The following is a 22,583-nucleotide window of genomic DNA, read 5'->3' as shown; positions in this document are numbered from 1 at the left end:
AAGGGCTGTCCCGTAATCCCTGGTGGATCAGCGCACGGCGTCAGATGCGGTGCATCGCAAGGCGGAGGGACGTTCGCATACTGGACGTATTCGGGCGTTCCGACAACGCGGCGAGGTGCCGTAGCTGACGCCGTGCGCCTGCCAGGGATTGCGGGACAGCCCTTAGGCGGTCCTCGAAGAGAATGAAGTCATCGGAGTTTGTCGATATCCACAGACCGTCCGGGCTGCCCAGCGGCAGCTGCAGGGGCACAAGCCGAATCGGCCGCCCATGCTGATTCGCTAAGTGGCTACAGAGGTCCTCGATGCTTGGCCGGTCAAGCTGCTGTAGGCCCAGGCTGCGAATGAGTTGATCGCAGCGGTGGCGAAGGTTGCCAACGGACAGGCTCTCTTCTCTGCTCCGCCATCGCACCACAATCACCGCTCGGGCTGGTGCGGGCCAGGGGATTCGCCGTCCGAGCCGGGCATGTCCTGCAGGATCTCGTTGGCCGACTGCCCCAGGTTGGTGATGCCCGCGATCAGCTCCGACAGCTGAGTGAGTGCGTCTCGGGACGTCTGATGGTCGTTGGACTTCCTCAAGGCCACGGTTTCCACCTGCCGTTGACGAAGTTCCTGGAGAACCGACAGTTCGATGTTGACCTGGTCGAAGACCTGCGCGTCGAGGAAGTACGCCCAGCGCTCGATGCCCAGACTGTGGGCAATCTTCACAAGTGTCTCAATCTTCAGGTTTGCACCTTCTGGAGACTCGGCGAGCGCAAGGTTCCGCTTCGACACGCCCGTGACGGACGCCAAGCGTTCCAAGGTGAACGGGCCTTCAGGATGGTGCTGCCGGATGTGACGGAACCTCGTCGCGATCTCGCCTCTGGCTCTGCGAACCTGCTGGCCAAGGTCCTGCGCAGCCGCGTTCGGGGTTGCGTCTCCCGCTTGCTCAACGTCAGTTGAGCCTGCATCACCCTGTGAGTGCATTGCCTCCACCTTCCGACGCAACCCATTGCATCACGGTGAAGCCCGTTGCAATGGCAATCTATGGGTTCTATGGTCTCCGTGTGAGATCAGATGATCTCACACGGTAAGGGGGCGAGGGGCTGGCGCTGCCTATGCGCTGGCGTTATACGCACGTCACAGGGGGGCAGAGGCCGTACGACCCGTCGCGACCAACGGCACAGCATTCGGCGAAGCGTTGTGCCCGCCTATGCGCTAATGCGTATCGATTTACCCAAACTCCATACGCAGACCCCGCGCAGCGCTCTGACACCAACTGTCTTGACCAGTCATTGGCCTTGAGTCGCTTCGGTCGCTTTCGGTGCCCCGAGAGATGCCGGAGGCGCGGGTTCACGGCGTGGCTCCCTCCGCGCGTTGGGGTTGCGAGATTGTAGGGGCCCTCTCAGCTAGCCTGTGCTGAGCACGTTTGGACTTTGAGTCGCTTCGGTCGCTGAGAGGAACCACGCATGACCCCTGACCTGGGGATTTCTGGCAGCGACTCAACACAGTTCGCAGTGACCGACACGATCCGGCCAGCTCCGGGAAGTCCCCTGCATCTTGCTCTGTGGTGTGCGGCGCAGGGTTGGCCAGTACATCCCCTGGCACCTCGACGCAAAACCCCGGCGGCCAACTGCCAAGCCTGCCGGGGGCAGGCACACAGCTACCGAGACTGTCCGTGTATTGAATTGGGTCGCTGGTGCCACGGCTTTTACGCTGCCACCTGCGACCCCAATGTCATCAGCGCGTGGTGGGGTCGACGGCCGGACTTCGGCGTGGGCGTGTCTTGCGGGCCGGCCGGACTGATCGTGATCGATGTCGATGCTCATCAAGCGGCGCTCCCAGGGCCGGGACGGCTACTGCCGGGCATTCACATTCCCGAAACGGTGTCCCTACGGGGCCTACGCCACGGCTTTCACAGTCTCGCGGTCCTGGCCGCGCTGCGCGGAGCCCCGGACCCGGCCCAGGATGCGTCCACGCTGCGGGTGCGCACCCCCTCGGGGGGCATGCATATCTGGTACGCCGCAGAGCCGGGGCAGGCCTGGCGCTGTTCTGCGGGTTCCAGTCCGTCACGAGCGTTGGCGTGGCAGGTGGATGTGCGGGCGCACGGCGGGTACATCATCGCGCCCGGCACCACCACCGACGCCGGGACCTACACCGCACTGGGCACCGTGCGCCGACCTGCCCAACTGCCCGGCTGGCTCGCGGTGGAGCTCGCCCGCACCGGGCACCTCCCGGCGCCTCCCGCCCAGCGCACCGCAACACCCATGCCTCGGCGGGCCCATGAGGCGGTGGTTGCCGCCGGCGGAGGCCATGATGCTGCCGCCCGCACGATGGATACGGTGCTGGCTGCGGTGATCGGATGCGCCACTATGTCCCAGGGCGCCGGGTTCAGCGACAAGCTCAACCGCGCCGCCTACACCGCGGGCGGCCTGGTGGGCGCCGGCCATCTTACCGCCGACGAGGCCGAATCCGCCCTGCTGGGCGCTGCCGCTCAGGCACGTCCCGGCCAGGAACGGCGGGCCCTGCAGATCATCCAGAGCGGGATGACCGCGGGCCGCCGGCAGCCGCTCACTCTGGGAGACCGTACGTGAACCACGCACCCGGCCCCGACGACGAGGGGCTGTTCGACCCGTCCGAAGTCGCCCGGCAGATCATGCTCACCTCCCCCGCGGCCGTGCCCGCCCAGGCCACCTCTGCCCCGGCCGCCGCAGGCCAGGCAACCGAGCATGGCTTGTTGGCGGACAGCCTCAGCGACCGCGGCAACGCCAAACTGTTCGTCTCCTTGTACGGGCGAGACTTCCGGCACGTACCTGGGTTGGGCTGGTACCGCTGGTGCGGGTACCGCTGGGAGATCGACGAGGACGACACCGTGCTGTGGGCGGCCGGCGAAATGGCCGAGTCCCTCGCCCAGAGCGATCCGCAGGGACGGCACCCCAGCAGCGCGTTGCGCCGGCACCGGCGCCGCTCCCTGTCTACATCGGGCATGAAGGCGATGCTGATGCAGGCGAAAGCCGCCCCGGGCATGGTCCTCAACGCCTCCTTGCTGGACGCCGACCCGTACGCGCTGTGCACCCCCGAGGGCGTCGTCGACCTCCACACCGGTCTGCTCGCCGCGCCTGACCCGGAGAAGCACTACCACTCCCGTGCGACCAGCATGGCCGCACGGGCCATGCCCACGCCCCGCTGGCAGCGGTTCCTCACCGACACCTTCGGTGATGACAACGACGGCCACCAGATGATCGACTTCGTGCATGAGCTGCTGGGCTACTCCATCACCGGCGATGTCGGCGCGCAGATCTTGCCGTTCCTTTACGGGCAGGGCAAGAACGGCAAGAGCGTCCTGCTCGATGTGATGGTCAAACTCCTCGGGGACTACGCGGACGCTGCCCCTCCTGGCTTCCTGATGGCCCGCCCCTTCGAAGGGCACCCCACCGACCTGGCAGAGTTGCACGGTCGGCGCATCATCGTGTGCTCCGAACTCAAGCCCGGCGACCGCTTCGACGAGGCCCGCGTCAAACACCTGACCGGCGGCGATCGCATCAAGGCCCGGCGGATGCGCCAAGACTTCTTCAGCTTCAGTCCCACCCACAAACTCTGGCTGCTGGGCAACCACCGCCCCGAGGTGGGCACAGGTGGCTACGCGTTCTGGCGGCGGATGAAACTCATCCCCTTTGAACGCGTCGTCGCCGACGACCGTAAGGTCGACAACCTCGCCGACGTCCTGGTCACCGAGGAAGGCCCGGGCATTCTCAACTGGCTGATCAGCGGCGCCCGCCGCTACCTCACCGGGCCCCGGGACCTCACCGGACCGCAGCAGGTGCGCACCGCGACGACCGCGTACGCCGAGACCGAGGATCACACCGGCCGCTTCCTGGGTGAGTGCTGCACGCTTGGCCCTGCCATGCGTGCCGAACAGGCCCAGCTCTACAGCAGTTACAAGAACTGGTGCCAGCTGGAGGGCTCCAACCCCGTCTCCTCCCGTGCCTTCGCCGCCCGGGTCCGTGAAAACGTCGGTCTTGCCACCCCGAAAGACATGATCTTGTCGAATCAGCGGAAGTTCTATCCTGGTATCGGGCTCAACGCTGAAGTGGGAGACAACGCATGAGCGCGCTCATCGAGCCCTCGCAAATCGCCCACGAGAGCGAACTCGTGTGGCTCGAGGACACCGACGCCCTGGACTACGTCCGCCAGAGCCTGGACCGGCTGCCCACCCGCCGCGGGAAGCCCGCCTACCACCGCGACGGCCGCATGGTCGGCTACGCCACCCTCAGCACGGAGGCCCGCTCCTCCAGGGCCTCGGGGACCTTCCTGCGCCGGGTCTTCTGGCTCCTGCCCCACGACCGCGACGGCCAGCCCGAGGGCCTCTACGAATCCGGTGCGCCTTCCGAGGCCGTAGACCCGCGCACTCTCGCCCCCCGCGTGAAGGGCTACAAAACCCAGCGCTCCGAAGGAGGGCCGGAGTCCGACGCCATGCGCGAACTCGGCATAACGCTTCCAAAAGCCTGAGCTGTCACAGGCCGTCACTCCGGGGAGCGACTGAAGCGACTGAGGTTCGCATGTGACGGCAGGTGCGAACCTCAGTGTCACCTTGGTGCAAACGACAGTGCCTGAAGGACGGCAGCGACTCAGCGACTGAGTCGCTGCACGGCTCGTCCAAGAAAAACCACAGGTCAGCGCGTCCTCACGACCGCTATAGCGACTCAAGCGACTCAGGTGCGGAACTATGAAGACATTCCCGTGTGCGTGTGTGTGCGTCATAGATAGGAAGCTTGAGTCGCTTCAGTCGCTGTTAGATCTCTGCTAGGCCTCTGGCCTGCATTTTTCCTTCCTGAAGCCAGCAGCGACTGAAGACTGTTCAGTCGCTCTAGGGCAGCGACTACTGAACACTCAGCCTCGGAGGGGTCCGCGCGACGCCCGCCCCCTCCGAGGCTGGTCTGCTGCCGGTGCAGCAGATGTCTGCCCCCCGATCGCGCAAAATGCTGGGCTGCATCCCCAAGTTCCCCCAGCGACCGCCTAGGAGCAGAATCACCGAGCAGCACCATCGCGACGACAGGCAACCACCGATCTCCCACAGAGCAGCCCATCCAGCCGCCGCAGGTCCTGGCCGACGGCTGCTCTCACCGCTGACAGCCTCACAGTGCTCGCCGGGTGCTGGCCGTGGCGGTACGCGGACCGGGTCCTGGTCGTTGGGCCGGGCATGGAGCTGCAGGGGAGTGTCGAGGTGCTGCCGGACGCGGTGACGGCGGCTGGACGGGCCGACAGCGGCGACGGGGACACGCTGGACGTGCTGGAGGTCCTGGTTGCTGCCCTCGGACGGCTTGGGCCGGAAGCCGAGGCAGCGCTCGCCCCCGGTGCTGGCCGTGACGGGCGGCGGTGCGCGAGCACATCCTGGCGCCCCACTATTCTCGGATGCGGCCGCGGTGCCGGCCGGCCGCCGGACGGCCGGCACCGCGATCCCGTCTACTGGATCAACCGCGACGCGCGGGACGCGGAGCAGCTGTGGCTCGATGCCCAGGAAGGCCGGGACAAGGAACTCGCGGACCTGTTCGCGGCCTTGCCGCTCCGAGCCATGATCGAGGCGCTGGACCGGCGGCACCGGGGCGAGAAGTGGCGTCCGGTGCTGGAGGACCTGACGTGCCGGCACCGTGCCCTGAGACGGCATCTCACACCCTCACAGCTCACCCCGTCTGCCTGGGGAAATGATCTGTGAGGCTCACAGCCCTCACAGGCTCGTCCCGCCGACGTGACACCGCTCCCGGGTCACCAGGATGGGCCGAAAGCGGGAACGCGGCCGGGGCGCCGCGTCGTAGCCGGACGCGTGCGTTCTCCGGTTCCTGAAATGTCGGGTCTCGGTGGCCTCGATGCTGGAATTGCTGACACAGGGCTGGATTGCACTCGATCGAGAATGGTTCCTGTCGGAAAGCCGGATAACCTCTGGCGATTCCGAAACCTCACCTCCAGCATGAGCGCATGACGCAAGAGGCAGAGGCAGCACCGTGGTTCATCGAACACCTTCAGGTGTGCTGGAGTCGGACAGTGAGCCGGAGACGAGTCAGCTCGAGCGTGCCATGTCGCTGCTCCAATTCGCCGTCTACGCCCAGACCGATTACCCGTACGACACGACCTTCCCAACGACATGGCGGCCGGGGCGTGCATGGCGCAGGCATGCGAGCAGTTGGAGGCCGCGACGGTGATGCTCTCCTACGGCTTCTACGGGGTGGTGCGCAACATCCTGCGCTCCGTCTACGAGTCGGCCGGCCTGGGGCGCACGCTCGCCAAGGACGTGGACATGGCTGACAAGTGGCTTCGCAAGAACCACTGGTGGCCCGACAGGTAGGTGCGGCAATGGCTCGCGGACACCCGCTTCGTGTCGGAGGAGATGGTCGAGCTCTACCGCAACTACTACAAGGAGGCGAGCGCGTGGACGCATCCGACGGCGACGTCCTGCATGAGTCAGTTCACGCAGACTGACACCGCTCCGGTGCTCAAGCGCGGCACGGCATTCGACGCTGAGCGATCCCGCCTGATGACGGCGGAAATCGCTGCAACGGCCGTCTTCGTCTGCTTCGCCCTCCGCAACTGCGTGGTAGATGAGCAAGCTATTGATCCGGACTGGCGCCGCGACCTCTACGAACTCGCGCGGGAGCAATCCAGCGAGGCCATGCCGCATCTTGATCGGGATTGGACGACCGAGCAGGAGACGTACGACGCGGTGATGTCCAAGCTGCAGGACCCGCGCGACCTCCAAGAGGTTCTCAACAACCACCCGCGTTCATGGCGAAACCTCAAGAAGACCGCCGGGCAGGCCACGGCAACATCCCGGCGGCCTGCCCGTATTCGTCGATGCTGGCGCCGGGAACACGCCTGACGGCCTCCGGTGCCCCTCTCCAGCCTCCCCCAGGGCCGGTGGAGGTGGCTACGATGCGAACGGCTCCGCCCCCGGCAGCTGCAATGCCGGGGGCGGAGCCGTTGTTCGAGACCGGGGTCAGCCGAGCCAGACGATGTCCACGAGGGACAGGTGCCGGGTGAGCCGGTTGATCGGCGTTGTCAGGTTGCGTGGAGACGCTCGCCAGTAGCGTGATCATCTGATGGGTCGGATCGCCGGAGGGGCTTCACGTGGACACGCCGTCGTACCGGGGGTTCCGTTACCCGCCGGAGATCATCGCCCATTGCGTGTGGCTGTACCACTGCTTCAATCTGAGCCTGCGTGATGTCGGGAGATGATGCTCGAGCCCGGCGTGGAGGTCACCTACGAGACGATCCATCAGTGGTCGAAGAGGTTCGGTCCCACCTATGCCGCCGCCCTGCGCCGCCGCACTTCCGACCCCGCCGCCGCCTCCTCGCGGCACCCCACTACCGCACCGAGACGAGGACCCGCTTCACCACCTGGCAGCAGATCACCACGCTCAGTGGCCCGCCCGCCGCGGCCTGAACACCGGCCACCATCCGGGGCCAACACGTCCCGATCCGGAGAACGACCCCAAGGCTCCACTCAACCTGACATCGCTCCGCCAGGAGATCCCATCCACCTCGCCACCCCGGAAGCACGATCTGCCGGATTTGGGCCTCCCAGATGAGGTTGCCCCTGACCTCGTAGTTTTCCATCAACCACTCGCGCCAGCCGTCCAAGCCGGGGCCGCCATACCGGGCGAGCTGCCTGGTCATAACCCACAAGGAATCCTGCCACGCCAGACAGGGACTCACGGCCGATGAACATGCCGGTCCGCTTACGACCTCGGGGGCAATAGTGCGCGGGCTCCCGGCGTCCCGCGACTCCGCCTCCGGCGTTGTCGTCGGTCGACGACGCTCCGCGTCGCCTCCCTCCTCCGCCTTGGACGCGAAGCCGCATAACGCCGCTCGCCGATCCACGCTCTATTGCCCCCGAGGTCGTTAGCGAACTGGGCGAAGTACTCCCGCTCGCTCATCTCGATCAGATTCGTCCCCCCGGAATCCTGCCGCTCTGCCGCCTTGGTGTCGACGAGCAACCACCACTACCTGGGGCACCGAGCAAGTGGTGGCCACCACGGAAACCGCTGTTACGGCAAGGCGACAGCGCAAGCCTGGGACCGCCTGCACCCGCGGCTGACCCGTCGGGCCGCCTGGCTCGGCTACGCCGCCGAACTGCCCATCATCTCCGGCACCGTCATCCGCCTTGAAGTCGAGCATCTGCTGTCCGGCGGCGCCCCGAAGCCGCGCCCGGAGACCACACCCGCTGAAGCTGTCTGACCTTGAGCTATATGCGTCCGGTGAAACAGCTCACGTCTCGGCTCCCCTCATCCCACAGTTGTGACCATGCTGAATCGAGTAGCAGTACTGTCCGACATCCACGGAGTGCTGCCTGCGTTGGAGGCCGTGCTCGCCGAACCTGATGTGGCTGCCGCCGACCGCATCGTGCTCACCGGCGACATCACCGCAGGCCCGCAACCAGCCGAGGTCCTCGACCTGCTAACCAGCCTCGGCGACCGGGTCGTCTGGATCAGTGGGAACGCCGATCGTGAACTTCTGGAGTACCGCCGAGGGCAACGCAACTCGATCCCCGATCCGATCGCTCCCTGGGCTGCCGAACAGCTACGCGAGGACCATCTCGATCTCCTCGGCGGACTGCCGCAGTCGCTCTCCCTGCTCGTGCACGGCCTGGGCAGGGTGCTGTTCTGCCACGCCACCCCCAGGGATGACGAAGAGGTCGTCCTGGTCGACTCACGCCTCGACCGCTGGAAAGAAGTGTTCAGCGCGCTCGATGCCGACGTCCGCACCGTGGTATGCGGCCACACCCACATGCCGTTCGTCCGCCTCGCCCACGGTCGAATGGTGATCAACCCCGGCAGCGTGGGCATGCCCTACGGACGAAACGGAGCCCACTGGGCCATCCTCGGCCCTGGCGTCGAACTGCGGGCCACCGACTTCGACATCGAAGCCGCTGTCACCCAGCTCAGCCTGGACTCCTCCTACCCTGAAATTACAGAGTGGGCCGACTACTTCCTGCATGCGCGCGCAACAGACGCGGACGCTCTCGAAGCCTTCGGCCCACGGGACGGACGTGAACACACAGGGTGACACCACCCTCCGCCTACGACAGCAGACGACGGAACACCGACTACACAATCAACGACGCTCACCAGTCTCAATCCCCGGCTCATCCGTGCTGATCGCGGAGGCTTGTTCGCGTAGATCGCCATGAGTGAACTCAAGCAGCGCCTGATCAGCGGCCTGACGCAGCAACGGCAGGATCTCGGCGACGGGCCGATCGCGGTGAGTCTCGGCGAGTTCTCGCCCGTATCCCGCTCGCACCTGCGGGGGCCCGGCGTTTCCTGGCCCTCACGAATGACGCTACGAGCTGGGTCCGACAATGCGGCGGCGCGTGGCCCCAACCAGTTCACAGGGAGGTAGAGAGGCGGCGGATCTGCGTCGCGGTCAGTCGACCTCGACGTAGGCGACGATGATCAAGGTGCCCAAGACGGTCGGAATGTACACGATCCGTACTCCGCCGCTGCGGTACTCCCGTTCCAGGCGCCCTTCGGCCGCAGTGCCGATGCGTGGATCGAGCGAGACCCGCACGATGGCCGGGTCCAAGCGGGCCAGTTCCGTGTCCGTCATCGCTTCGATCTGGCGTTCGGCGATGTCGTGGAAAACGACTCTGGCGCGCCGCGGGCCGTGCTGAGCGATCAGGCCGCGCCGGAGGCGTGCTGCTGTCCGTCGCTGTCGAGCCCGTGCCGGGCGCGGATGTCTTCGTACGGGGTGAGTTTGTCGAGGTCGATACCCTCGGACGCCATGTTCTCCAGGACGTAGGCGAGCAGTGTGTCTCCGGCGTCGGCGTGCTCGCGTGCGGAGTCGCGCAGTTGTCGGCTCTCGTCGTTGTCGAATACCAAGTGCGCCATGGAGGCCTCCGCGGGAAGGGTGCGCTTCCTACGGTAGCGGGAGCGGCCCGACGACGGCATCGGCTTCGGGGAGATGGGCGCCGCCGGGCATCCGCTCAGGATGACAGTCGCTACTGACAGAAGGGTGCTGGTCGAGTACGGCGGCCCCAAGGTGCCGGCCCCAAGGTGGCGTAGCCGAGGTCCAGGTGCCCGAGCCGGGAGAGGTGCTGCGCCTGGTCGACCAGCTGGTTGCTGAACAGGCGCTGGGCCGACGGCTCGCCGTAGCGGCTGACGTGGTCGAACACCACCTGATGGTCCTTCATCGCCCGCACCCGCCAGTCGCGCACCTGCTCACGCGTCAGGTCCTCAAGGACCAGCTCCTGGTCGTCGTCGATGTCGGCGGCCTCCGACCCCGGGGCGGGGACGACGGCAGCCGGGCGCGGCGCGGGCAGCACGACCGGGGCCACCGGCGCGGCCGGGACCTCGGCGAGCGGCTGGGCGGTGGCGGCTGCGGCGCGGGCCGCCTTCGCTTCGGCCTGCTGCTCGCGGACCTGCGCCCACCGGTGCTCGCGGATCCATGCCTGGGCGATCACGGTCTCGTGCAGCTGCCGGTCGGTGGCCGCACCGCGCTCGGTCTCCGAGGCCCCGGGCATCGCGGCGTCGATGGCGGCCGCGACCGCGTGGCGCTGGGCACGCCGGTCGGCCTGCCGGTCCTCGCAGCGCGGGCAGTCCCGGCCCGAGTCGAGCAGCGCACCCTCGTCACACCGTGCGTCGCCGCACTGCTGGAGCTGCGGCAGGCCCCGGCTGATCAGCCAGCCCACCGGGTCTTTGATCGGACCGCCCAGGCGCATCTGGTCGGCCAGGCGCCGGGCGAGCCGATCGGCGAGGACCCGCGGCGCGCCGGCGTGACCGGCGAACCCGACCACCCGGGCCAGCTCGGTGCGGGCCGCGGACTCCACCAGGCGCCGGACGGCCGGACGCTCCAGGCGAGCCCAGACCAGCCGGACCGGGGTCAGGACGGCCCGCAGATCCTGCGACGGCAGGGCCACCCTCCCCTGCTGCTGCCTGCTCTGACCCTGGCCGTCCACGGCCCGCACGCTTGCGCCGGCTACCGGGCCGCAGCTGCCCTTCTCGTCTTCACCGACGGGGGACTTCTTCGGCTGTTCCCCGCGCAGCGGGCCACCCTCGCCGTCGATCAACGTCAGCCGGGCAGCGGCATCGCCGTCCACGGCCTGGTCCTCGCGCTCGCACGCGCGGTCCGGCAGATCGACGCACCCACCACGGCCTTCGCCGGAAAAGCCACCAGAGAGCTGCGGAGAATCGACGGGAGTAGCCCCAGAAGAGTGGTCAGTGTGAAGGGCTGCCGCAACGTCGGGCTCTGCCACTTCCGCCTCAACCGTCAGCGGCGCACCGCTGACCTGCGGCTCTGCCTCGGGCGGCGACGCCTCACTACCCCCTGCCGCAGCGTCGGGCTCTGAAAACACGGGCTCCAGAGCCGTCACACGGCCCTCCCGGGCGACGGCAGCACCGGTACGGCTGTGCGCGGCGGCGACCGCCGGCACCATCAGCCGCGTACGGTTCTCGAGCCCGGACGCCGTCTGCAACCGCACCCGGCGCACCAGGTCCCGGTCCTCCAGGCGCTCCAGGACACGCTCCCCCGCCGACGCCGTGCAGCCCAGCAGCCGGGCCACCGTCGCCGCCGCTCGACCCCGCTTGGTGTCCACCGCCCCACCGCACTGCCGCACCCGGCCCGTCTCACGGGCCTGAAGCACCAGCAGCAGCAGCGCCAGGCGATCCGTCGCCGCGCCGCGGCCCGCACGGTCCCCGATCAGCCCAGCCGCAGTGATCCGCCCGTCCCTGTGCACCCAGCCCGGCGCCATCACGGCTTCCATCAGCCGCAGAAACGTTGCGAGCTCCTTCTTCGTCAGCGCCAGCGGATGTCCAACCATCCCTTGGGCCGCCCACATCGGCAGCACCCGGCACCGCAGCGCGTCGTCCTGCCCGAACTCACCCACCACCGTGCCCACCTTGACCAGGCCGGACCGGCGCAGACCCGGAACGACCACCGAGGCGACATACGACTTGGACAGTCCGATCCACCGACCCAGCTCACCTGTACGGATCTCAACCTCACCTGACTCCGACGGAGTCCGCGACGCCAGCACCACCACCGCCAGGCGCACCGCGTCCGACACACCACCCAGGCCGGCCGCGTCCAGCAGCACACGAACCGCGCCCCCCAGCCGGGCACGCGCGTCCCGGCCCAGCGACAGCGGATGCCCCGCCTCACGCTTCAGCGACGGCACAACCTGAACCGGAAGGCCAAGACGCGTCCTCGCACGGCGCGGCTCCGGCAGCTGCACCCCGACAGTGGTCACTGCCGCAGCCGCGCTCATCGGCTCACCTGGCCGGGACGCACGGACGGGAAATTGCCGCCGAGCCGGTCGTTACGCAGGGCATGGCCCCCAAGAAAACGGATCCCGTGGCCCGTCGCGCCCGAGAAGCCGCTCGCAGGACCGCCGCTGCGCAGCGAATCGGCCCCCGCCCCGCAAGGACCCCCCGCCAGCAGCCCAAGTACTTGTACAACCTGAACCCGCCCGGCGTCTTCTGCCAAGAGTGGGACCGCCCGGTCGGCATAGACGAGCAGGTGATGGCCACCGTCACGGCCGCCTTCGGGCCTGACTCGGATGAGGCCACCACCATGCGAATGATGCTGGACTACCGAAAGATCTACGGCCCGCACATCCCGCTGGGGGCCGCCGGACAACTCGACCTGATCTTCGCGGACACAGCCCTGGCCGCCCAGCTCGCCCGATCCACGGGATCCGCGCGAGACGACACCCGCGACTCCCTGCATTCCCTCCACGCGCAGGGAATGCTCCTCATCGCCGATGACGGATCCCTGTGGATGACAGTGCCACCCGGAACCCCATTCTCCGCGGCGAACGGTCAGTGAGCGTTCGTGGAGAAGAAAGCGGACGCACCACCGGAGCCCACCACCAGCTGATGCAAAAGCCGCATCCCGCGTGGCAGGTGCCACGAGCCCAGCCCGCGCGGGCAGCGGGTTCCGCTGCCCGCGAAGGATCGAAGTCTCGTGCACGGAGTTATCGATGGCCTCCGGCCGCATCGCGGCCGCCGCGGCGCTCATCGGTCCACCGTCACGACAGAGCGGTGTGCAGACACGGGCAGACAGGCTCGAATGATCATCTGGGTAGCGTCAGGGATTTGCCCTGTGGACAGAGTCCTGCGAGCAGCGGGGGGCCTGTGGACAACGAGGTCGGAAGCGGACGACAGGACGGAGCAAGCGGAGTGACGCGTACCTGATGCCGGTCGAAAAGTCGTGCCCGGCGTGACGGACCGGCCGAAGTTCTCCAACTTGGCGGCATATTTCGGATATACCGGACGCGCATTTTGCGTCACACAGGATACCACTGACCTGCAAACCAGGATGAACCGGGCGCGGGCAGACTGGCGAAAGGCAGAGAGGTGGTGCAAGATGGCTGACGCCTTCCTCTTTACAGAGATGGGCACAACGAAGCCCCTCGTGGCGCTTCATCTGCTGCGGAGCAGAAAACGAACCGTTCGACCGGCTGCGAACCGGACGGACAACTCCTTCGGAGGGCCTGCTAAGCCCACCGGAGACATGTGGGGCGCTGAACCGAGGTGGTGAGACACCTCGGTGGCAGAACGTCCCGGGCGGACAACAAGCCGCCCCCAGACCTAGGTCATCTCAACCCCCTCTTCGGAGGGCTGGTTGGGGTGCCCGAAAACGCGAAAAAGCCCCGCTGACGTGCAACGCGAGGCATCGCGAAGACGGCGGGGATCTTGTGTGCGGGCGAAGGCCCGCGGGTACAGTGGTGCCATGAACACCGAGAGCCTCCAACTAGGTTCTCAACTCCCCCGGGCTTACCAAGGCGCGGGGGATTTTCAGTATGTAGATAGATCTTGATCGCAGCCACCATACCCCCTCCGTCACGCTTCGTGCAGAGGGCAACGTGAGCGAGTCGACGAGACGTGTGCGAAAGAGGCATCTCCCGGTGCAGCAGCGGCCCCTGACAGCGGCTCAGGGCATGATGAGATCCATGCCCGACACCACCGCCACGGACATCCCCTTGGCCACGTACGCGACGGCGGCGCAGCAGCGCGCCTACATCGCGGCCATGAAGAAGATCCGAGCCGCACGGGTGCCCGGCGAGCCGGTGCGCGTGCACGTCTGCGCCTCGCCGCACATCGCTCAGCGCCGGCAGTGGGATCTGCGGCTGGCGAAGATTCAGCACCGCCTGCCCGGCGCGGAGCTGGTGCAGTTCGCCGACCTCTTCACGCCCGAGAATTACGAGCAGGAGTGGAAGAAGGTCGCCCCGACCTTCGACGGCATGGTCGTCGTTGGGCACACCAAGCGCGGCGGCACGAATGGGAATGTCTACCGGCTGGGCGAAATTGCCCGCCTCGAAGTCATCGACGTGGTGAAGGCCGGAAAGCCTGTTCTGCTGCATGCCCCTGGCTCCGGCCTCATCCCGTTCGTCGACTGCAAGATCCACCGCGTCGGGAACGAGAAGCTGCGCACGAAGGTGACCGTCCCCGACGGCTGGGACCCCAAGGATTACGAGCCGACGCTCCAGGCCGCCCTTCGCGCACTGCGTCCTCGCAGCACAGAAGCGGAGGCGTATAAGGAACAGTCCGCCGGCACACCCGCGCACCGCCGCACCGTCCACACTCACGCCGGTGATCCCGGCGGCCCATCACGATCCACCTGGAGTTCTGACCCGCCCTCACCGGCGTGACGGTCGCTCCGTGCCGCCCCGGGCCTCCCCGAACGACGGAGGCCGGGGCGGTCGCGGTGGTCCCTCAACACCGAGCAGAGAGAGGAACTGGACGTCATGCGCCTACGCACCTACGAGGTAGACGTCCCGATACACGACATCACCAACCCGGCCCGCAAGGGTCAGCACGTCTTCACCGGCGAGGCCGACTCCCCCACCACGGCCCTGTGGCGCGCGCACGAGGTGTACGACGCCGCGCTCATCGCGCACACGGCAGGACTTGAGATCCCCGGCAAGCAGCCGGACAGCTGGGGAGCGCGCGGACTTCGGCCCGGCTGGGCGCTCGACTGGCCCGCCGCGAAGGCCGGCCCCTGGCACAACCCCGTCAGCTGGACCCGCCCCAACCGCGGCGACATCGCGCTTTAGCTCCGCCCCGAGACGGCCGCCAAGGCCAGAAAACCAGTCGGCCGCCCCGGGCCACCCATCCCGTACGAGACGAGAGGGAGATCCAAGTATGAACCCCGTCCTGCGTGTTCCGACCCCGATCGGGCAGCGCGCTCTCATCATCACCACCCTCATGGTCCCGCTCACCGGCTGGACCGTCCACGCGCTCACGCTGCACCGCCGCCTCGCTGCCGAACGCCGCGACCCGCTGACCGGCGCCCAGCGCCGCGCCGCGTTCGAGCGCCGCGCCCAGCGCCTGCTCGCCCGTCACCACAAGGACGCTGTGCTCCGCATGCTCGACCTCGACGGCTTCAAAGGGCTGAACGACACCCACGGCCACGCCGCCGGCGACAAGGCCCTCGCGGCGACCGGGGAACGCCTCGCCCGCTGGGCCGGACCGCACGGAATCGTCGGACGCCTCGGCGGAGACGAGTTCGCGGTCGCGACCCGCGTGGACACCCGGGCGACGCGATGGAGCATCGCCGTCAGTTTGCCGAGCGCAAACGGTCCAGCTCCTCCCCGATCTCCTTGCGCAGTGGGTCGTGCTGCTGACCGAGTGCGAACTGCTTGTCGGCCCACCTGTCGCGGGGATAGAGCCACACCGGCATACCCACCAAGTCGGTCGGTTCCCACTCGAACCGTGGCCATACGTGCGCGTGCAAGAACCCGTCGGTGTTGCCCAGGATCTCCAGATTGACCCGTCGGAAAGCCGCATCCATGCGACGGGACGCTCGCTCGCCTGCTTCTCCGAGTTGGTCCATGTCGGACAGGAAAACCAGCCGCTTGTCCTTGGGCAAGTCCGACAGTCTCTCCACGTTGGGATCATCCACTAGGAGCACCGAGTAGCCGGGCAGGAACTGCACATCGCCGATCACTGCGAACCCCGCGCTCAATCGCCCAGGCCCGTTGGCCAAGGCCGACCAGCGGTCAGACCGCCGAGGCACTTCGGTCAAGGTCATTCACGGAATCGCGGCCAGAGCCTGTGAAATCCCCAGCCCCGCTCTTCGTTCCCCACTCAGTTGCACATGCATCGGCGCCCGCAAAGCAGTTGCAGCTGACATGGGGCAACGAATACGTTCGCCGGGCCGTCCATGCCTGGAGCGGCGCGGTCGACAAGGAGGTGTGCAGCACATGCGCAGGAGCCGTCAGCAGTCGAACTTGTGCCCTGCCACTAGCCGCTTTCCCACGACGGAGACATCTTGTCGATTCGCATCACCGCGCTGACCGACCCTGACTGCGGCCCGTCCAGCCACCGCTTGGCATGGCTTGCGGCCAGGCCCACCGGATTCCCTGTTGGATCAGCCTTCCTGCGCCTGTTCACCACGACTGGGCAGGGCCACCTGGCCGAAATCGAGCTCAATGTCCATCCGGCCGAGCGGCGGAACGGCATCGGCTCACAACTGCTGGCAGCAGCCGTGGCCACCGCCCGAGCGGAAGGCCGACGCTGCGTCACCGTCCAGGCGGCAGCCGACTCGCCCGGTGAACGGTTCCTTCCGGCGCTGGGCTTTCACAAGGTCCTGACCCTGACGTTCGCCCGGCTGACGCTGACACAGGCGGACATCGCCGCTCTCACCGAGATCATCCGGCAGCCGCATCCCGGCTACCGGCTGGAGTCGTGGGACGGCACCGTCCCCAGCGAGTTCGCCGAGACCTTCGCGGCCTCGCGGCGCGCCATGGACGACATGCCGATGGGCGACACCGATTACGGCACGGTGGTCTGGGACGTGGCCCGGGTCCGAGCAGCAGCCCAGGCCGTCGAGAAGCGTGGCGAACTCCTGCACACGGTGGTCGCCGTCAATGTGTCGGACGGCGCGATCGCCGGGTTCACCGAGCTGGTCGTCCCCGGCGACGGCAAGGGCGACGGCCAGCACTACGGCACCGGCGTTCTGCCCGAGCACCGCGGGCACGCCCTCGGCCGATGGATGAAGGCCGAGGCGATCCGGCAAGCCATCGAGTACCACCCAGATCTCGACGGCCTGCTGACCGACACCGCCGACAGCAATCGGCACATGCGGGCCATCAACGACGCGCTCGGCTATCTGCCGACGCATAGAACACTGCTGTACCAACTCGATCTGTAGCCGCGTAGACGGACGGCCGGGGCTGCTACGACCCCGTGCCTGCGGCTGGGCGTTCTGATCCCAGAGCCCTCCGCACCCCCGAAGCCCTGTCCCCCGGCACGCGCCGGGCGACCAGGGCTTTTTTGCGTTTCGGGACGCTGAGCCAAGGGCCGGGGTGCCTTACGGCCTCGGGGGCGTACCAGGCGGGGACAAGCTCAGCCTGGTCGGTACAAGCTGTCCGCCTGAAGGCACGAGGCCGGACGGTGCCTTCCCACTGGCCCGGCAGAAGTCGACCGGACCACCGGAGAACTCCGGCCTCCAGAAGTGGACCGTGTGGCCGGAACCTTCTCTGATTCCTTTCAGTGGTCGGTCAATTGTCGTGCGTGAGGATTTCAGCCGATGATCGCGACAGGAGCGTCCCATGCGTTGCGGTCGACCGTGATGGTGTAACCACCGCGAGTTTCCTTGCTGTTGACCATGTACTGGTGGCCGCGGCTGTGGTTGGTGAACTGTGCGGGGTTCCACGGCCAGTCCGTGGTGGTCGTGTTCTTCTTGTCCCACAACGCGTACCAGAGGTTCCCCGGCAGGTCCGTCTTGTTTGGGGCGGTGGCGATGGCCTTGGCACTGGAGCTGCTGAAGCCGTAGAAGCCGCCCCGGTAAGTGGCGTTGCGCAGCGTTTTGGTGAAGGAGCGCACGTAGGTCAGGGTGGCGTCGTTGCACGCCTTGTCGGTGATGTCGTACGACTCCATGTTCAGGTAGATCGGGCTGCCGGCTTTCATCCCGAGCGCTGACGCCTTGGCCACCGCGTCCTTGGCGTTACTCGCGCCAAGGGAGGCGGCCGTGGAAGAGGTGAACCTTTCCGGGTTCGCGCTCTTCTGGCAGGGCGGCTGCGCCCCGACGTAAAGCGGTATGAGCTTCCAGCCGGTGGCGTTGACCGACTTCACCCAGGACGCGGTCAGGTTGGGCTGTGCACAGCCGCGGTTCTTTCCGCCGATGTAGACGGCGGCGGCGCCGTAGGGCCCCGTTTTCCACGCTCTCATCACGTTGAGCGAGGGTGCGGTGCACGTGTCGAACGCTCCGCCGGTGTACGTCTTCTGCGCAGGCCAGACGGGGGCTGCGGTGGCTGCCTGTGCCGCGATTCCGGCACCTGCGACCACGACAACACCCGCAGTCGCCCATGCGATGTAACGGCTCCTTTTGGACAGCCGGTGTTTGGACATTCCCCACCCCATTCATAGTGCGACTCACGGCCGCATCCGACGCGCCCTTAGATGGCGTCCTGCGCTGTGACACGGCCCCTGCTGCAGCGCCTTGTACACAGATCGGCCCGGGGGCGGTCATGCCGGGCGCCGGGCGCAGGCCCACTGGTGCCTCTTCGAAGCGCACGCTCGTACCGAAGGCTCCGCATCATCCGGTTCTCTGCCGGGGGTGCGGGACCATTTGCGGTGCGCTTCTGGGGCTCTCTAGATACGAGAGGGTTGCCGCTGTGCGTGACCCTCTCAGGTCAAGCGTGTAAGTCCCTCAGCGCCAGCCTGTCGAGCCTGGGATTCAAGCGCTTCGACGTCAGTCTGCGGCAGATCGAGGAAGACAATACGCTCGTTTTCAACGGTAGAGAAGACGAGCTTCCTGCCGACGTACGCCTCGCAGCCGATGGTGCGGTGCCCAAGCAGAGTGAAGCGTCGCAGATCCGTCTGGGAGGCGAAGTCAAGCGGCACTCCTATGAGGTAGTCGCGCTTGCCTGCATGCTGAGACTGAACCTCCTGCCTCATCTCCAGGAACGCTTGCTGGGGCTCCGGATCCTCGATCGGCTCATCCGTGTAGAGGTCGATCATCCCTTCTGCGCCAATGGCACCCAGATGCTTGCCAACGACGGACAGCAAGATTTCCATGTCCCCATCCGTGGAAGTGGTGAACTTCATGATTCCTTCGTGTGTTGGCGGAGTATGAAGGCCGGGCTGGGCCTCAGCCCCCGTGAACGCAGAATCTAACGACGGCGGGCGCCCCAGCGCCATGTCCAGCGCAACCTGTCCTTACATGCGTCCCAGAGACCGCGCTTTACGCTGTAGTACTTCTTGCTGCGAGGCGCGCCAAGTCGCAGAGCAGACGAGAAGGCGGGCATGCCCGCCTTCTCACGTCGAACCAGGGCGGCCCCGTTGACTATCACGCCGTGATAACGACCTCGGGGGCAATAGTGCGCGGGCTCCCGGCGTCCTGCGACTCCGCCTCCGGCGTTGTAAGTGCGCGCAGTGCACCGGGCTGACCGCAAAATGTACTGGGTGGATCGGGCCGGGATCGGAGACAGCACGCTGTTCGAGAGCGAGCACGCGGACCGTCTCGATCTGGAGCTCCTTCTCGGCTTCCGCGCAACGCACGCGGTCGATGTGATCGCGATGGCCAATGGGCCCGTAGGTCACGCCCTGACAGCGATGTTGACCGCTGCCCTGATGGACATCATCGGTGGCGTCGTGTACATCGAGCTCCCGATGGAGCAGGCCTCGATCGTGAAGAGCCTGCCCGGTCTGATCGCCCCTGACCGACGAACCGGAGCCTGCGGCCTTCGTCAAGAGCTGCTCCGCTCCTGGGTCACCCACCCGGACTTCCGGCTCCTCAAGTGACGCCGAGATACAGCGGGCCCGGCTGCTGGCTGAGATGAGGCCGACCTCCTACGTCTCGAGCAGTCTGAGCCCCATCTGTACAGCGCCGTTGCCTTGGACCGGGACGTGAGACGTGAGACGTGACGGGCACCCTGCCACCATCCGACTCGAGCGAGAGCCGCCCGCCAGCGGGCTCCGGGTGCCCAACAAGTCTCGGGCCGAAGGCGTATCGAGTGCTCACTGCGTAACTCCACTGGCATGATGCGGATCGTCTCGGGCCGAGTAACCCTCCACCCGCCCGCGCCTGCGGGGCGCTGGATGGTGCTCCTGTCCTGCCCTGGGATTATCACGCCGTGATAGTTGGCCTTGCTCTCGAGCACGGCGTCGCTGTCACCCCAATTATCACGGCGTGATAATTGGGGTGACAGGTTCGGGTCCATCGATGTGGCCGCCCCGGCACTACAGGTTGCCCCGTCGGACAGGGGGAGGTCCGACCGTTGGTGAGTTCCGGATGCCGACCTCGACAGGGCAAGGCGAGCTGCCCTCCACCCCTCTCCCCTGGAACTCAAGGCAGCCGATTATCACGCCGTGATAATCAGGGTCGGCACCACTGCGGGCTCCGGGGGCAGCAGGGTGCCGCGATGAGGGCGGAGGTGCTGTGGCATGAGACAGCCGGACATCGCTGGGATAGCTTCGGGCTACGCCGACCCTCATCTCCGGTCGCTCCGAGGAGGTTCCGGCAGTATGGCGTCTCTCAACGAGTGGGTGCAGTGCCGCGCCCCCGACGGGAGACCGTGGTTCCGGGCCAGCGTGCTGTCCCCCATGAAAGGTTGATCAGCATGTACGGACCGTCTGAGAACCCAGAGATGTGGGCGTTCCTGGAGTCGCTGCGGTGTGGCGAGCTCCTTGCCGGCACCGTCACCGCGATTGAGCGGTTCGGTGTGTTCGTGGCTCTGGATGACGGCCCGGGCCACCCGGAGTCCCCCGGCGTCGGGTTCATCACGATCCCCGAACTGTCCTGGCGGCGCTTCGACGCAGTCTCGGACGTCGTTCAGGTCGGACAGCGCGTCTCGTGTGAGTTCCTGCAGTTCGACACCTGGAACGCGGAGGCCAGGCTTTCCTTACGGGCTACGGGTCCTGATCCCTTCCAGGCGTTCGCCGACCGTATCGCGGTGGGCCAGCAAGTGCGTGGGCAAGTCAAAGCGCTGGTCCCGTTCGGCGTCTTCGATCAGGTCGCCGACGGAGTCGAGGGCTTTGTCCCCCTGTGAGAGCTCACATGCACGCCGGTGGAGGCTCCAGGGGATGTCGTTCAGGTGGGCGACGAGGTCACGGTCGTCGTCAACGGAATCGCCCGCGAGGGCCGCCGGCTGGTCCTCTCCCGACGGCAGAGCTCACACGCCCCTCAGTGACTTCGTCGTGCTGCTGTCACAGCATTTCCCTGTGCCGGTGTTCTGGGACGGTGAAGGACAGAGGCCCGGGCGGCGACGCGGTGAACCTATGCGGCCACAGCATGAGCCGGAGTGCCGGACTCCCCCGCCCGGCCAGGCCGGGTTCTCGGGCTCCCGGCGCACTGGGGTTGGCAGCATCGGCCTTCACGAGGTCGAAGCCCGATTATCACGCCGTGATATTCGGGTCGGCACGGCTGGGGGAAATACCCGTCTCGATGCGGGGCCGGGGGTCCTGTCGCAGCCCACCTGGGGCATGGCGCGGCTCTGGGTACGAGTGGTTCGCGCAGGCGGAGACTCCAGCTCGGCTGAGTCTCCGCCTGCTAGGACCCACGCCAATGCCCGTCTTGGATAGCGGCGCGACTTTGGCGTCGGTCCGGGGTTCGCACCTTGGGCCACGAAGCTCGGTGCGCGCCAGCCGTAGCGACAGCCGACTCTGCTCAATCAGCCGAGGTCGGCACGCGCCGCTTCGGTGAACTCCGCGCGCTGGGATGCACGCATCCAGGGCGCCTCGGTAAACAGCGGAGCCGCCAGTCGGCCCGAAGCGCTCCTGGCCGGAGCCTCGCTGTGCCACTGACGGCGGGGACGAACAGCCTGGAACCTATGACGGGGCTGGCTCCCCTCGCCCCAATCCTCATCGCTTTCCCCGGTTCCCGGGGGGTTGGCGGCGCTCCGGGTGGGCCGATTATCACGCCGTGATACTTCGCCTCGCGCCTGCGCGCACTGCGCCGCCCACTTGGATTATCACGGCGTGATAATCCAAGTGGGGTGATGGGCGGGGTGGAACCATGTCTCGGACAGCGGGAACTTCACCGATGGGGGAAAAGACGTGCTGGCGAATCTGCTGCCTGGCCTTCGTGATGTCCGCGCGCCACTCTCGGCGGGATGTATCTGGCTGCTGACACTCTGGCTGCTCCTGGGGGACCGCGTGCCAACTGAGCAGCAGGCTCGTGGTGTGTGGGCTTCGCTGTATCGCCTCGGCGGCCTGATAGGCCCTGCTGGGATACTCGCGTCCGGGTCCTTTCTCGCCTACCTCATCGGCGCCATGCTCGCAGTCCGAGTGGTCACTGTGAACGCGCAGGAAGCACCGAAGGCTGCGAGGTTTTGGGACGCCAGGACCACCCTCACGCCACGGCTGTCGCGACTTGCGTTCAACGACCTGGTCACCTTCCTGCAGGCCCAGGAGCGGATACCGCCCCGGCAGCCGGCGACCAACCCCGGCGGGGCACTTCAGCTTGACCGCGGCGAACGCCTTGCGGTGAACCTGGCCGCGCGAGACGTCCTCGGCGAGACCAGGCAACTTCGCACCAAACTGCTGATTTGAGCTGAACCGGATTCCGTAGCGGCCTTGAAGCCGGGCATGATTGCCTCGGCAGATGGGAAGCACAGGTCTGATGCCTGCACCCCGGAAGTATCCCGACGAGCTGCGCGAGCGGGCCGTCCGTGA

The 22,583-nt window shown here is 67.0% G+C and carries 23 protein-coding genes and 1 pseudogene; 17 read left to right on the top strand and 7 right to left on the bottom strand.

Features of this window, described 5'->3' with window-relative positions:
- Positions 1-414: 414 nt before the first annotated feature.
- Positions 415-963, bottom strand: coding sequence for a helix-turn-helix domain-containing protein (locus QMK30_RS36280; RefSeq protein WP_283522612.1), 549 nt, complete (start codon positions 961-963; stop codon positions 415-417).
- Between the two features lie 482 nt (positions 964-1,445).
- Here QMK30_RS36280 and QMK30_RS36275 point away from each other — a divergent pair, with 482 nt between their 5' ends.
- The 8 genes from QMK30_RS36275 (at position 1,446) to QMK30_RS36240 (ending at position 9,033) form a co-directional block, all read left to right on the top strand.
- Positions 1,446-2,570 carry a bifunctional DNA primase/polymerase gene (locus tag QMK30_RS36275; RefSeq protein ID WP_283522611.1) on the top strand — a complete coding sequence of 375 codons (1,125 nt, stop codon included), beginning with the start codon at positions 1,446-1,448 and terminating at the stop codon, positions 2,568-2,570.
- Between the two features lie 62 nt (positions 2,571-2,632).
- The gene (locus QMK30_RS36270; RefSeq protein WP_283522614.1) at positions 2,633-4,084 is read left to right on the top strand and encodes a DNA primase family protein; all 1,452 of its coding nucleotides are present in this window, start codon (positions 2,633-2,635) and stop codon (positions 4,082-4,084) included.
- Positions 4,081-4,485 carry a DUF6009 family protein gene (locus QMK30_RS36265; RefSeq protein ID WP_283522610.1) on the top strand — a complete coding sequence of 135 codons (405 nt, stop codon included), beginning with the start codon at positions 4,081-4,083 and terminating at the stop codon, positions 4,483-4,485. Before QMK30_RS36270 ends, QMK30_RS36265 begins: the two co-directional genes overlap by 4 nt.
- Positions 4,486-5,176: 691 nt before the next feature.
- A complete protein-coding gene (locus tag QMK30_RS36260) occupies positions 5,177-5,689 on the top strand; it encodes a hypothetical protein (RefSeq protein ID WP_283522609.1) in 513 nt (170 codons plus the stop codon).
- Positions 5,690-6,133: 444 nt separating this feature from the next.
- Positions 6,134-6,316 (top strand): hypothetical protein, encoded by a 183-nt coding sequence (locus QMK30_RS36255; protein WP_283522608.1) that lies wholly within the window; start codon positions 6,134-6,136, stop codon positions 6,314-6,316.
- 42 nt (positions 6,317-6,358) lie between these two features.
- Positions 6,359-6,847 carry a hypothetical protein gene (locus QMK30_RS36250; protein ID WP_283522607.1) on the top strand — a complete coding sequence of 163 codons (489 nt, stop codon included), beginning with the start codon at positions 6,359-6,361 and terminating at the stop codon, positions 6,845-6,847.
- A 1,103-nt stretch (positions 6,848-7,950) separates the two neighbouring features.
- A complete protein-coding gene (locus QMK30_RS39005; RefSeq protein WP_283522615.1) occupies positions 7,951-8,205 on the top strand; it encodes a hypothetical protein in 255 nt (84 codons plus the stop codon).
- 66 nt (positions 8,206-8,271) lie between these two features.
- Positions 8,272-9,033 carry a metallophosphoesterase family protein gene (locus tag QMK30_RS36240; RefSeq protein WP_283522606.1) on the top strand — a complete coding sequence of 254 codons (762 nt, stop codon included), beginning with the start codon at positions 8,272-8,274 and terminating at the stop codon, positions 9,031-9,033.
- A 357-nt stretch (positions 9,034-9,390) separates the two neighbouring features.
- On the opposite strand, the gene QMK30_RS36235 is transcribed toward QMK30_RS36240, so the two are convergent.
- The 3 genes from QMK30_RS36235 to QMK30_RS36225 form a co-directional block, all read right to left on the bottom strand.
- A complete protein-coding gene (locus QMK30_RS36235) occupies positions 9,391-9,573 on the bottom strand; it encodes a hypothetical protein (protein ID WP_283522605.1) in 183 nt (60 codons plus the stop codon).
- Between the two features lie 68 nt (positions 9,574-9,641).
- A complete protein-coding gene (locus QMK30_RS36230) occupies positions 9,642-9,854 on the bottom strand; it encodes a hypothetical protein (RefSeq protein ID WP_283522604.1) in 213 nt (70 codons plus the stop codon).
- Between the two features lie 110 nt (positions 9,855-9,964).
- Positions 9,965-12,139: a hypothetical protein gene (locus QMK30_RS36225; RefSeq protein ID WP_283522603.1), complete on the bottom strand. Its 2,175-nt coding sequence runs from the start codon at positions 12,137-12,139 to the stop codon at positions 9,965-9,967.
- 152 nt (positions 12,140-12,291) lie between these two features.
- Here QMK30_RS36225 and QMK30_RS36220 point away from each other — a divergent pair, with 152 nt between their 5' ends.
- From QMK30_RS36220 to QMK30_RS36205, 4 genes and pseudogenes are all read left to right on the top strand, one after another.
- Positions 12,292-12,789, top strand: coding sequence for a hypothetical protein (locus QMK30_RS36220; RefSeq protein ID WP_283522602.1), 498 nt, complete (start codon positions 12,292-12,294; stop codon positions 12,787-12,789).
- A gap of 1,126 nt (positions 12,790-13,915) precedes the next feature.
- A complete protein-coding gene (locus QMK30_RS36215; protein WP_283522601.1) occupies positions 13,916-14,614 on the top strand; it encodes a hypothetical protein in 699 nt (232 codons plus the stop codon).
- A 96-nt stretch (positions 14,615-14,710) separates the two neighbouring features.
- Entirely contained in the window at positions 14,711-15,019 is a 309-nt protein-coding gene (locus QMK30_RS36210; RefSeq protein WP_283522600.1) for a hypothetical protein, read from the top strand.
- Between the two features lie 88 nt (positions 15,020-15,107).
- Positions 15,108-15,509 (top strand): annotated as a pseudogene (locus QMK30_RS36205) (GGDEF domain-containing protein); the annotation flags it as partial.
- A 13-nt stretch (positions 15,510-15,522) separates the two neighbouring features.
- Here the strand turns inward: QMK30_RS36205 and QMK30_RS36200 are convergent.
- Complete coding sequence (locus QMK30_RS36200; protein WP_502963296.1) at positions 15,523-15,996, bottom strand: HIT family protein; 474 nt, start codon at positions 15,994-15,996, stop codon at positions 15,523-15,525.
- A gap of 240 nt (positions 15,997-16,236) precedes the next feature.
- On the opposite strand from QMK30_RS36200, the gene QMK30_RS36195 reads away from it, so the two are divergent.
- Complete coding sequence (locus QMK30_RS36195; RefSeq protein WP_283522599.1) at positions 16,237-17,118, top strand: GNAT family N-acetyltransferase; 882 nt, start codon at positions 16,237-16,239, stop codon at positions 17,116-17,118.
- A gap of 371 nt (positions 17,119-17,489) precedes the next feature.
- On the opposite strand, the gene QMK30_RS36190 is transcribed toward QMK30_RS36195, so the two are convergent.
- Both QMK30_RS36190 and QMK30_RS36185 read right to left on the bottom strand, forming a co-directional pair.
- Complete coding sequence (locus QMK30_RS36190) at positions 17,490-18,317, bottom strand: glycoside hydrolase domain-containing protein (RefSeq protein WP_283522598.1); 828 nt, start codon at positions 18,315-18,317, stop codon at positions 17,490-17,492.
- 279 nt (positions 18,318-18,596) lie between these two features.
- Complete coding sequence (locus QMK30_RS36185) at positions 18,597-19,016, bottom strand: hypothetical protein (protein ID WP_283522597.1); 420 nt, start codon at positions 19,014-19,016, stop codon at positions 18,597-18,599.
- Positions 19,017-19,373: 357 nt separating this feature from the next.
- Between QMK30_RS36185 and QMK30_RS36180 the strand changes: the two genes are divergently transcribed.
- The 4 genes from QMK30_RS36180 (at position 19,374) to QMK30_RS36170 (ending at position 22,460) form a co-directional block, all read left to right on the top strand.
- Positions 19,374-19,712: a DUF6368 family protein gene (locus QMK30_RS36180; protein WP_283522596.1), complete on the top strand. Its 339-nt coding sequence runs from the start codon at positions 19,374-19,376 to the stop codon at positions 19,710-19,712.
- Positions 19,713-20,530: 818 nt separating this feature from the next.
- Entirely contained in the window at positions 20,531-20,959 is a 429-nt protein-coding gene (locus QMK30_RS36175) for a S1 RNA-binding domain-containing protein (protein ID WP_349362157.1), read from the top strand.
- An 18-nt stretch (positions 20,960-20,977) separates the two neighbouring features.
- A complete protein-coding gene (locus tag QMK30_RS38610; RefSeq protein WP_349362156.1) occupies positions 20,978-21,100 on the top strand; it encodes a S1 RNA-binding domain-containing protein in 123 nt (40 codons plus the stop codon).
- A gap of 865 nt (positions 21,101-21,965) precedes the next feature.
- Positions 21,966-22,460 carry a hypothetical protein gene (locus QMK30_RS36170; RefSeq protein WP_283522595.1) on the top strand — a complete coding sequence of 165 codons (495 nt, stop codon included), beginning with the start codon at positions 21,966-21,968 and terminating at the stop codon, positions 22,458-22,460.
- The last annotated feature ends 123 nt before the right edge of the window (positions 22,461-22,583 follow it).

Origin of the sequence: Streptomyces sp. H27-C3 (genome assembly GCF_030063415.1) — a bacterium.
In the GTDB taxonomy this organism is placed as follows: Bacteria; Actinomycetota; Actinomycetes; order Streptomycetales; family Streptomycetaceae; genus Streptomyces.
Note: the sequence above shows the minus strand (reverse complement) of the source record. Positions and strands in the feature narration are given on the sequence as shown.

Coding starts and splice junctions, on each gene's coding strand:
- QMK30_RS36280 (WP_283522612.1), bottom strand. CDS start 963: ATGCACTCACAGGGTGATGCAGGCTCAACTGACGTTGAGCAAGCGGGA.
- QMK30_RS36275 (WP_283522611.1), top strand. CDS start 1,446: ATGACCCCTGACCTGGGGATTTCTGGCAGCGACTCAACACAGTTCGCA.
- QMK30_RS36270 (WP_283522614.1), top strand. CDS start 2,633: ATGCTCACCTCCCCCGCGGCCGTGCCCGCCCAGGCCACCTCTGCCCCG.
- QMK30_RS36265 (WP_283522610.1), top strand. CDS start 4,081: ATGAGCGCGCTCATCGAGCCCTCGCAAATCGCCCACGAGAGCGAACTC.
- QMK30_RS36260 (WP_283522609.1), top strand. CDS start 5,177: ATGGAGCTGCAGGGGAGTGTCGAGGTGCTGCCGGACGCGGTGACGGCG.
- QMK30_RS36255 (WP_283522608.1), top strand. CDS start 6,134: ATGGCGCAGGCATGCGAGCAGTTGGAGGCCGCGACGGTGATGCTCTCC.
- QMK30_RS36250 (WP_283522607.1), top strand. CDS start 6,359: ATGGTCGAGCTCTACCGCAACTACTACAAGGAGGCGAGCGCGTGGACG.
- QMK30_RS36240 (WP_283522606.1), top strand. CDS start 8,272: ATGCTGAATCGAGTAGCAGTACTGTCCGACATCCACGGAGTGCTGCCT.
- QMK30_RS36235 (WP_283522605.1), bottom strand. CDS start 9,573: ATGACGGACACGGAACTGGCCCGCTTGGACCCGGCCATCGTGCGGGTC.
- QMK30_RS36230 (WP_283522604.1), bottom strand. CDS start 9,854: ATGGCGCACTTGGTATTCGACAACGACGAGAGCCGACAACTGCGCGAC.
- QMK30_RS36220 (WP_283522602.1), top strand. CDS start 12,292: ATGGCCCCCAAGAAAACGGATCCCGTGGCCCGTCGCGCCCGAGAAGCC.
- QMK30_RS36215 (WP_283522601.1), top strand. CDS start 13,916: ATGCCCGACACCACCGCCACGGACATCCCCTTGGCCACGTACGCGACG.
- QMK30_RS36210 (WP_283522600.1), top strand. CDS start 14,711: ATGCGCCTACGCACCTACGAGGTAGACGTCCCGATACACGACATCACC.
- QMK30_RS36200 (WP_502963296.1), bottom strand. CDS start 15,996: ATGACCTTGACCGAAGTGCCTCGGCGGTCTGACCGCTGGTCGGCCTTG.
- QMK30_RS36190 (WP_283522598.1), bottom strand. CDS start 18,317: ATGTCCAAACACCGGCTGTCCAAAAGGAGCCGTTACATCGCATGGGCG.
- QMK30_RS36185 (WP_283522597.1), bottom strand. CDS start 19,016: ATGAAGTTCACCACTTCCACGGATGGGGACATGGAAATCTTGCTGTCC.
- QMK30_RS36175 (WP_349362157.1), top strand. CDS start 20,531: ATGTACGGACCGTCTGAGAACCCAGAGATGTGGGCGTTCCTGGAGTCG.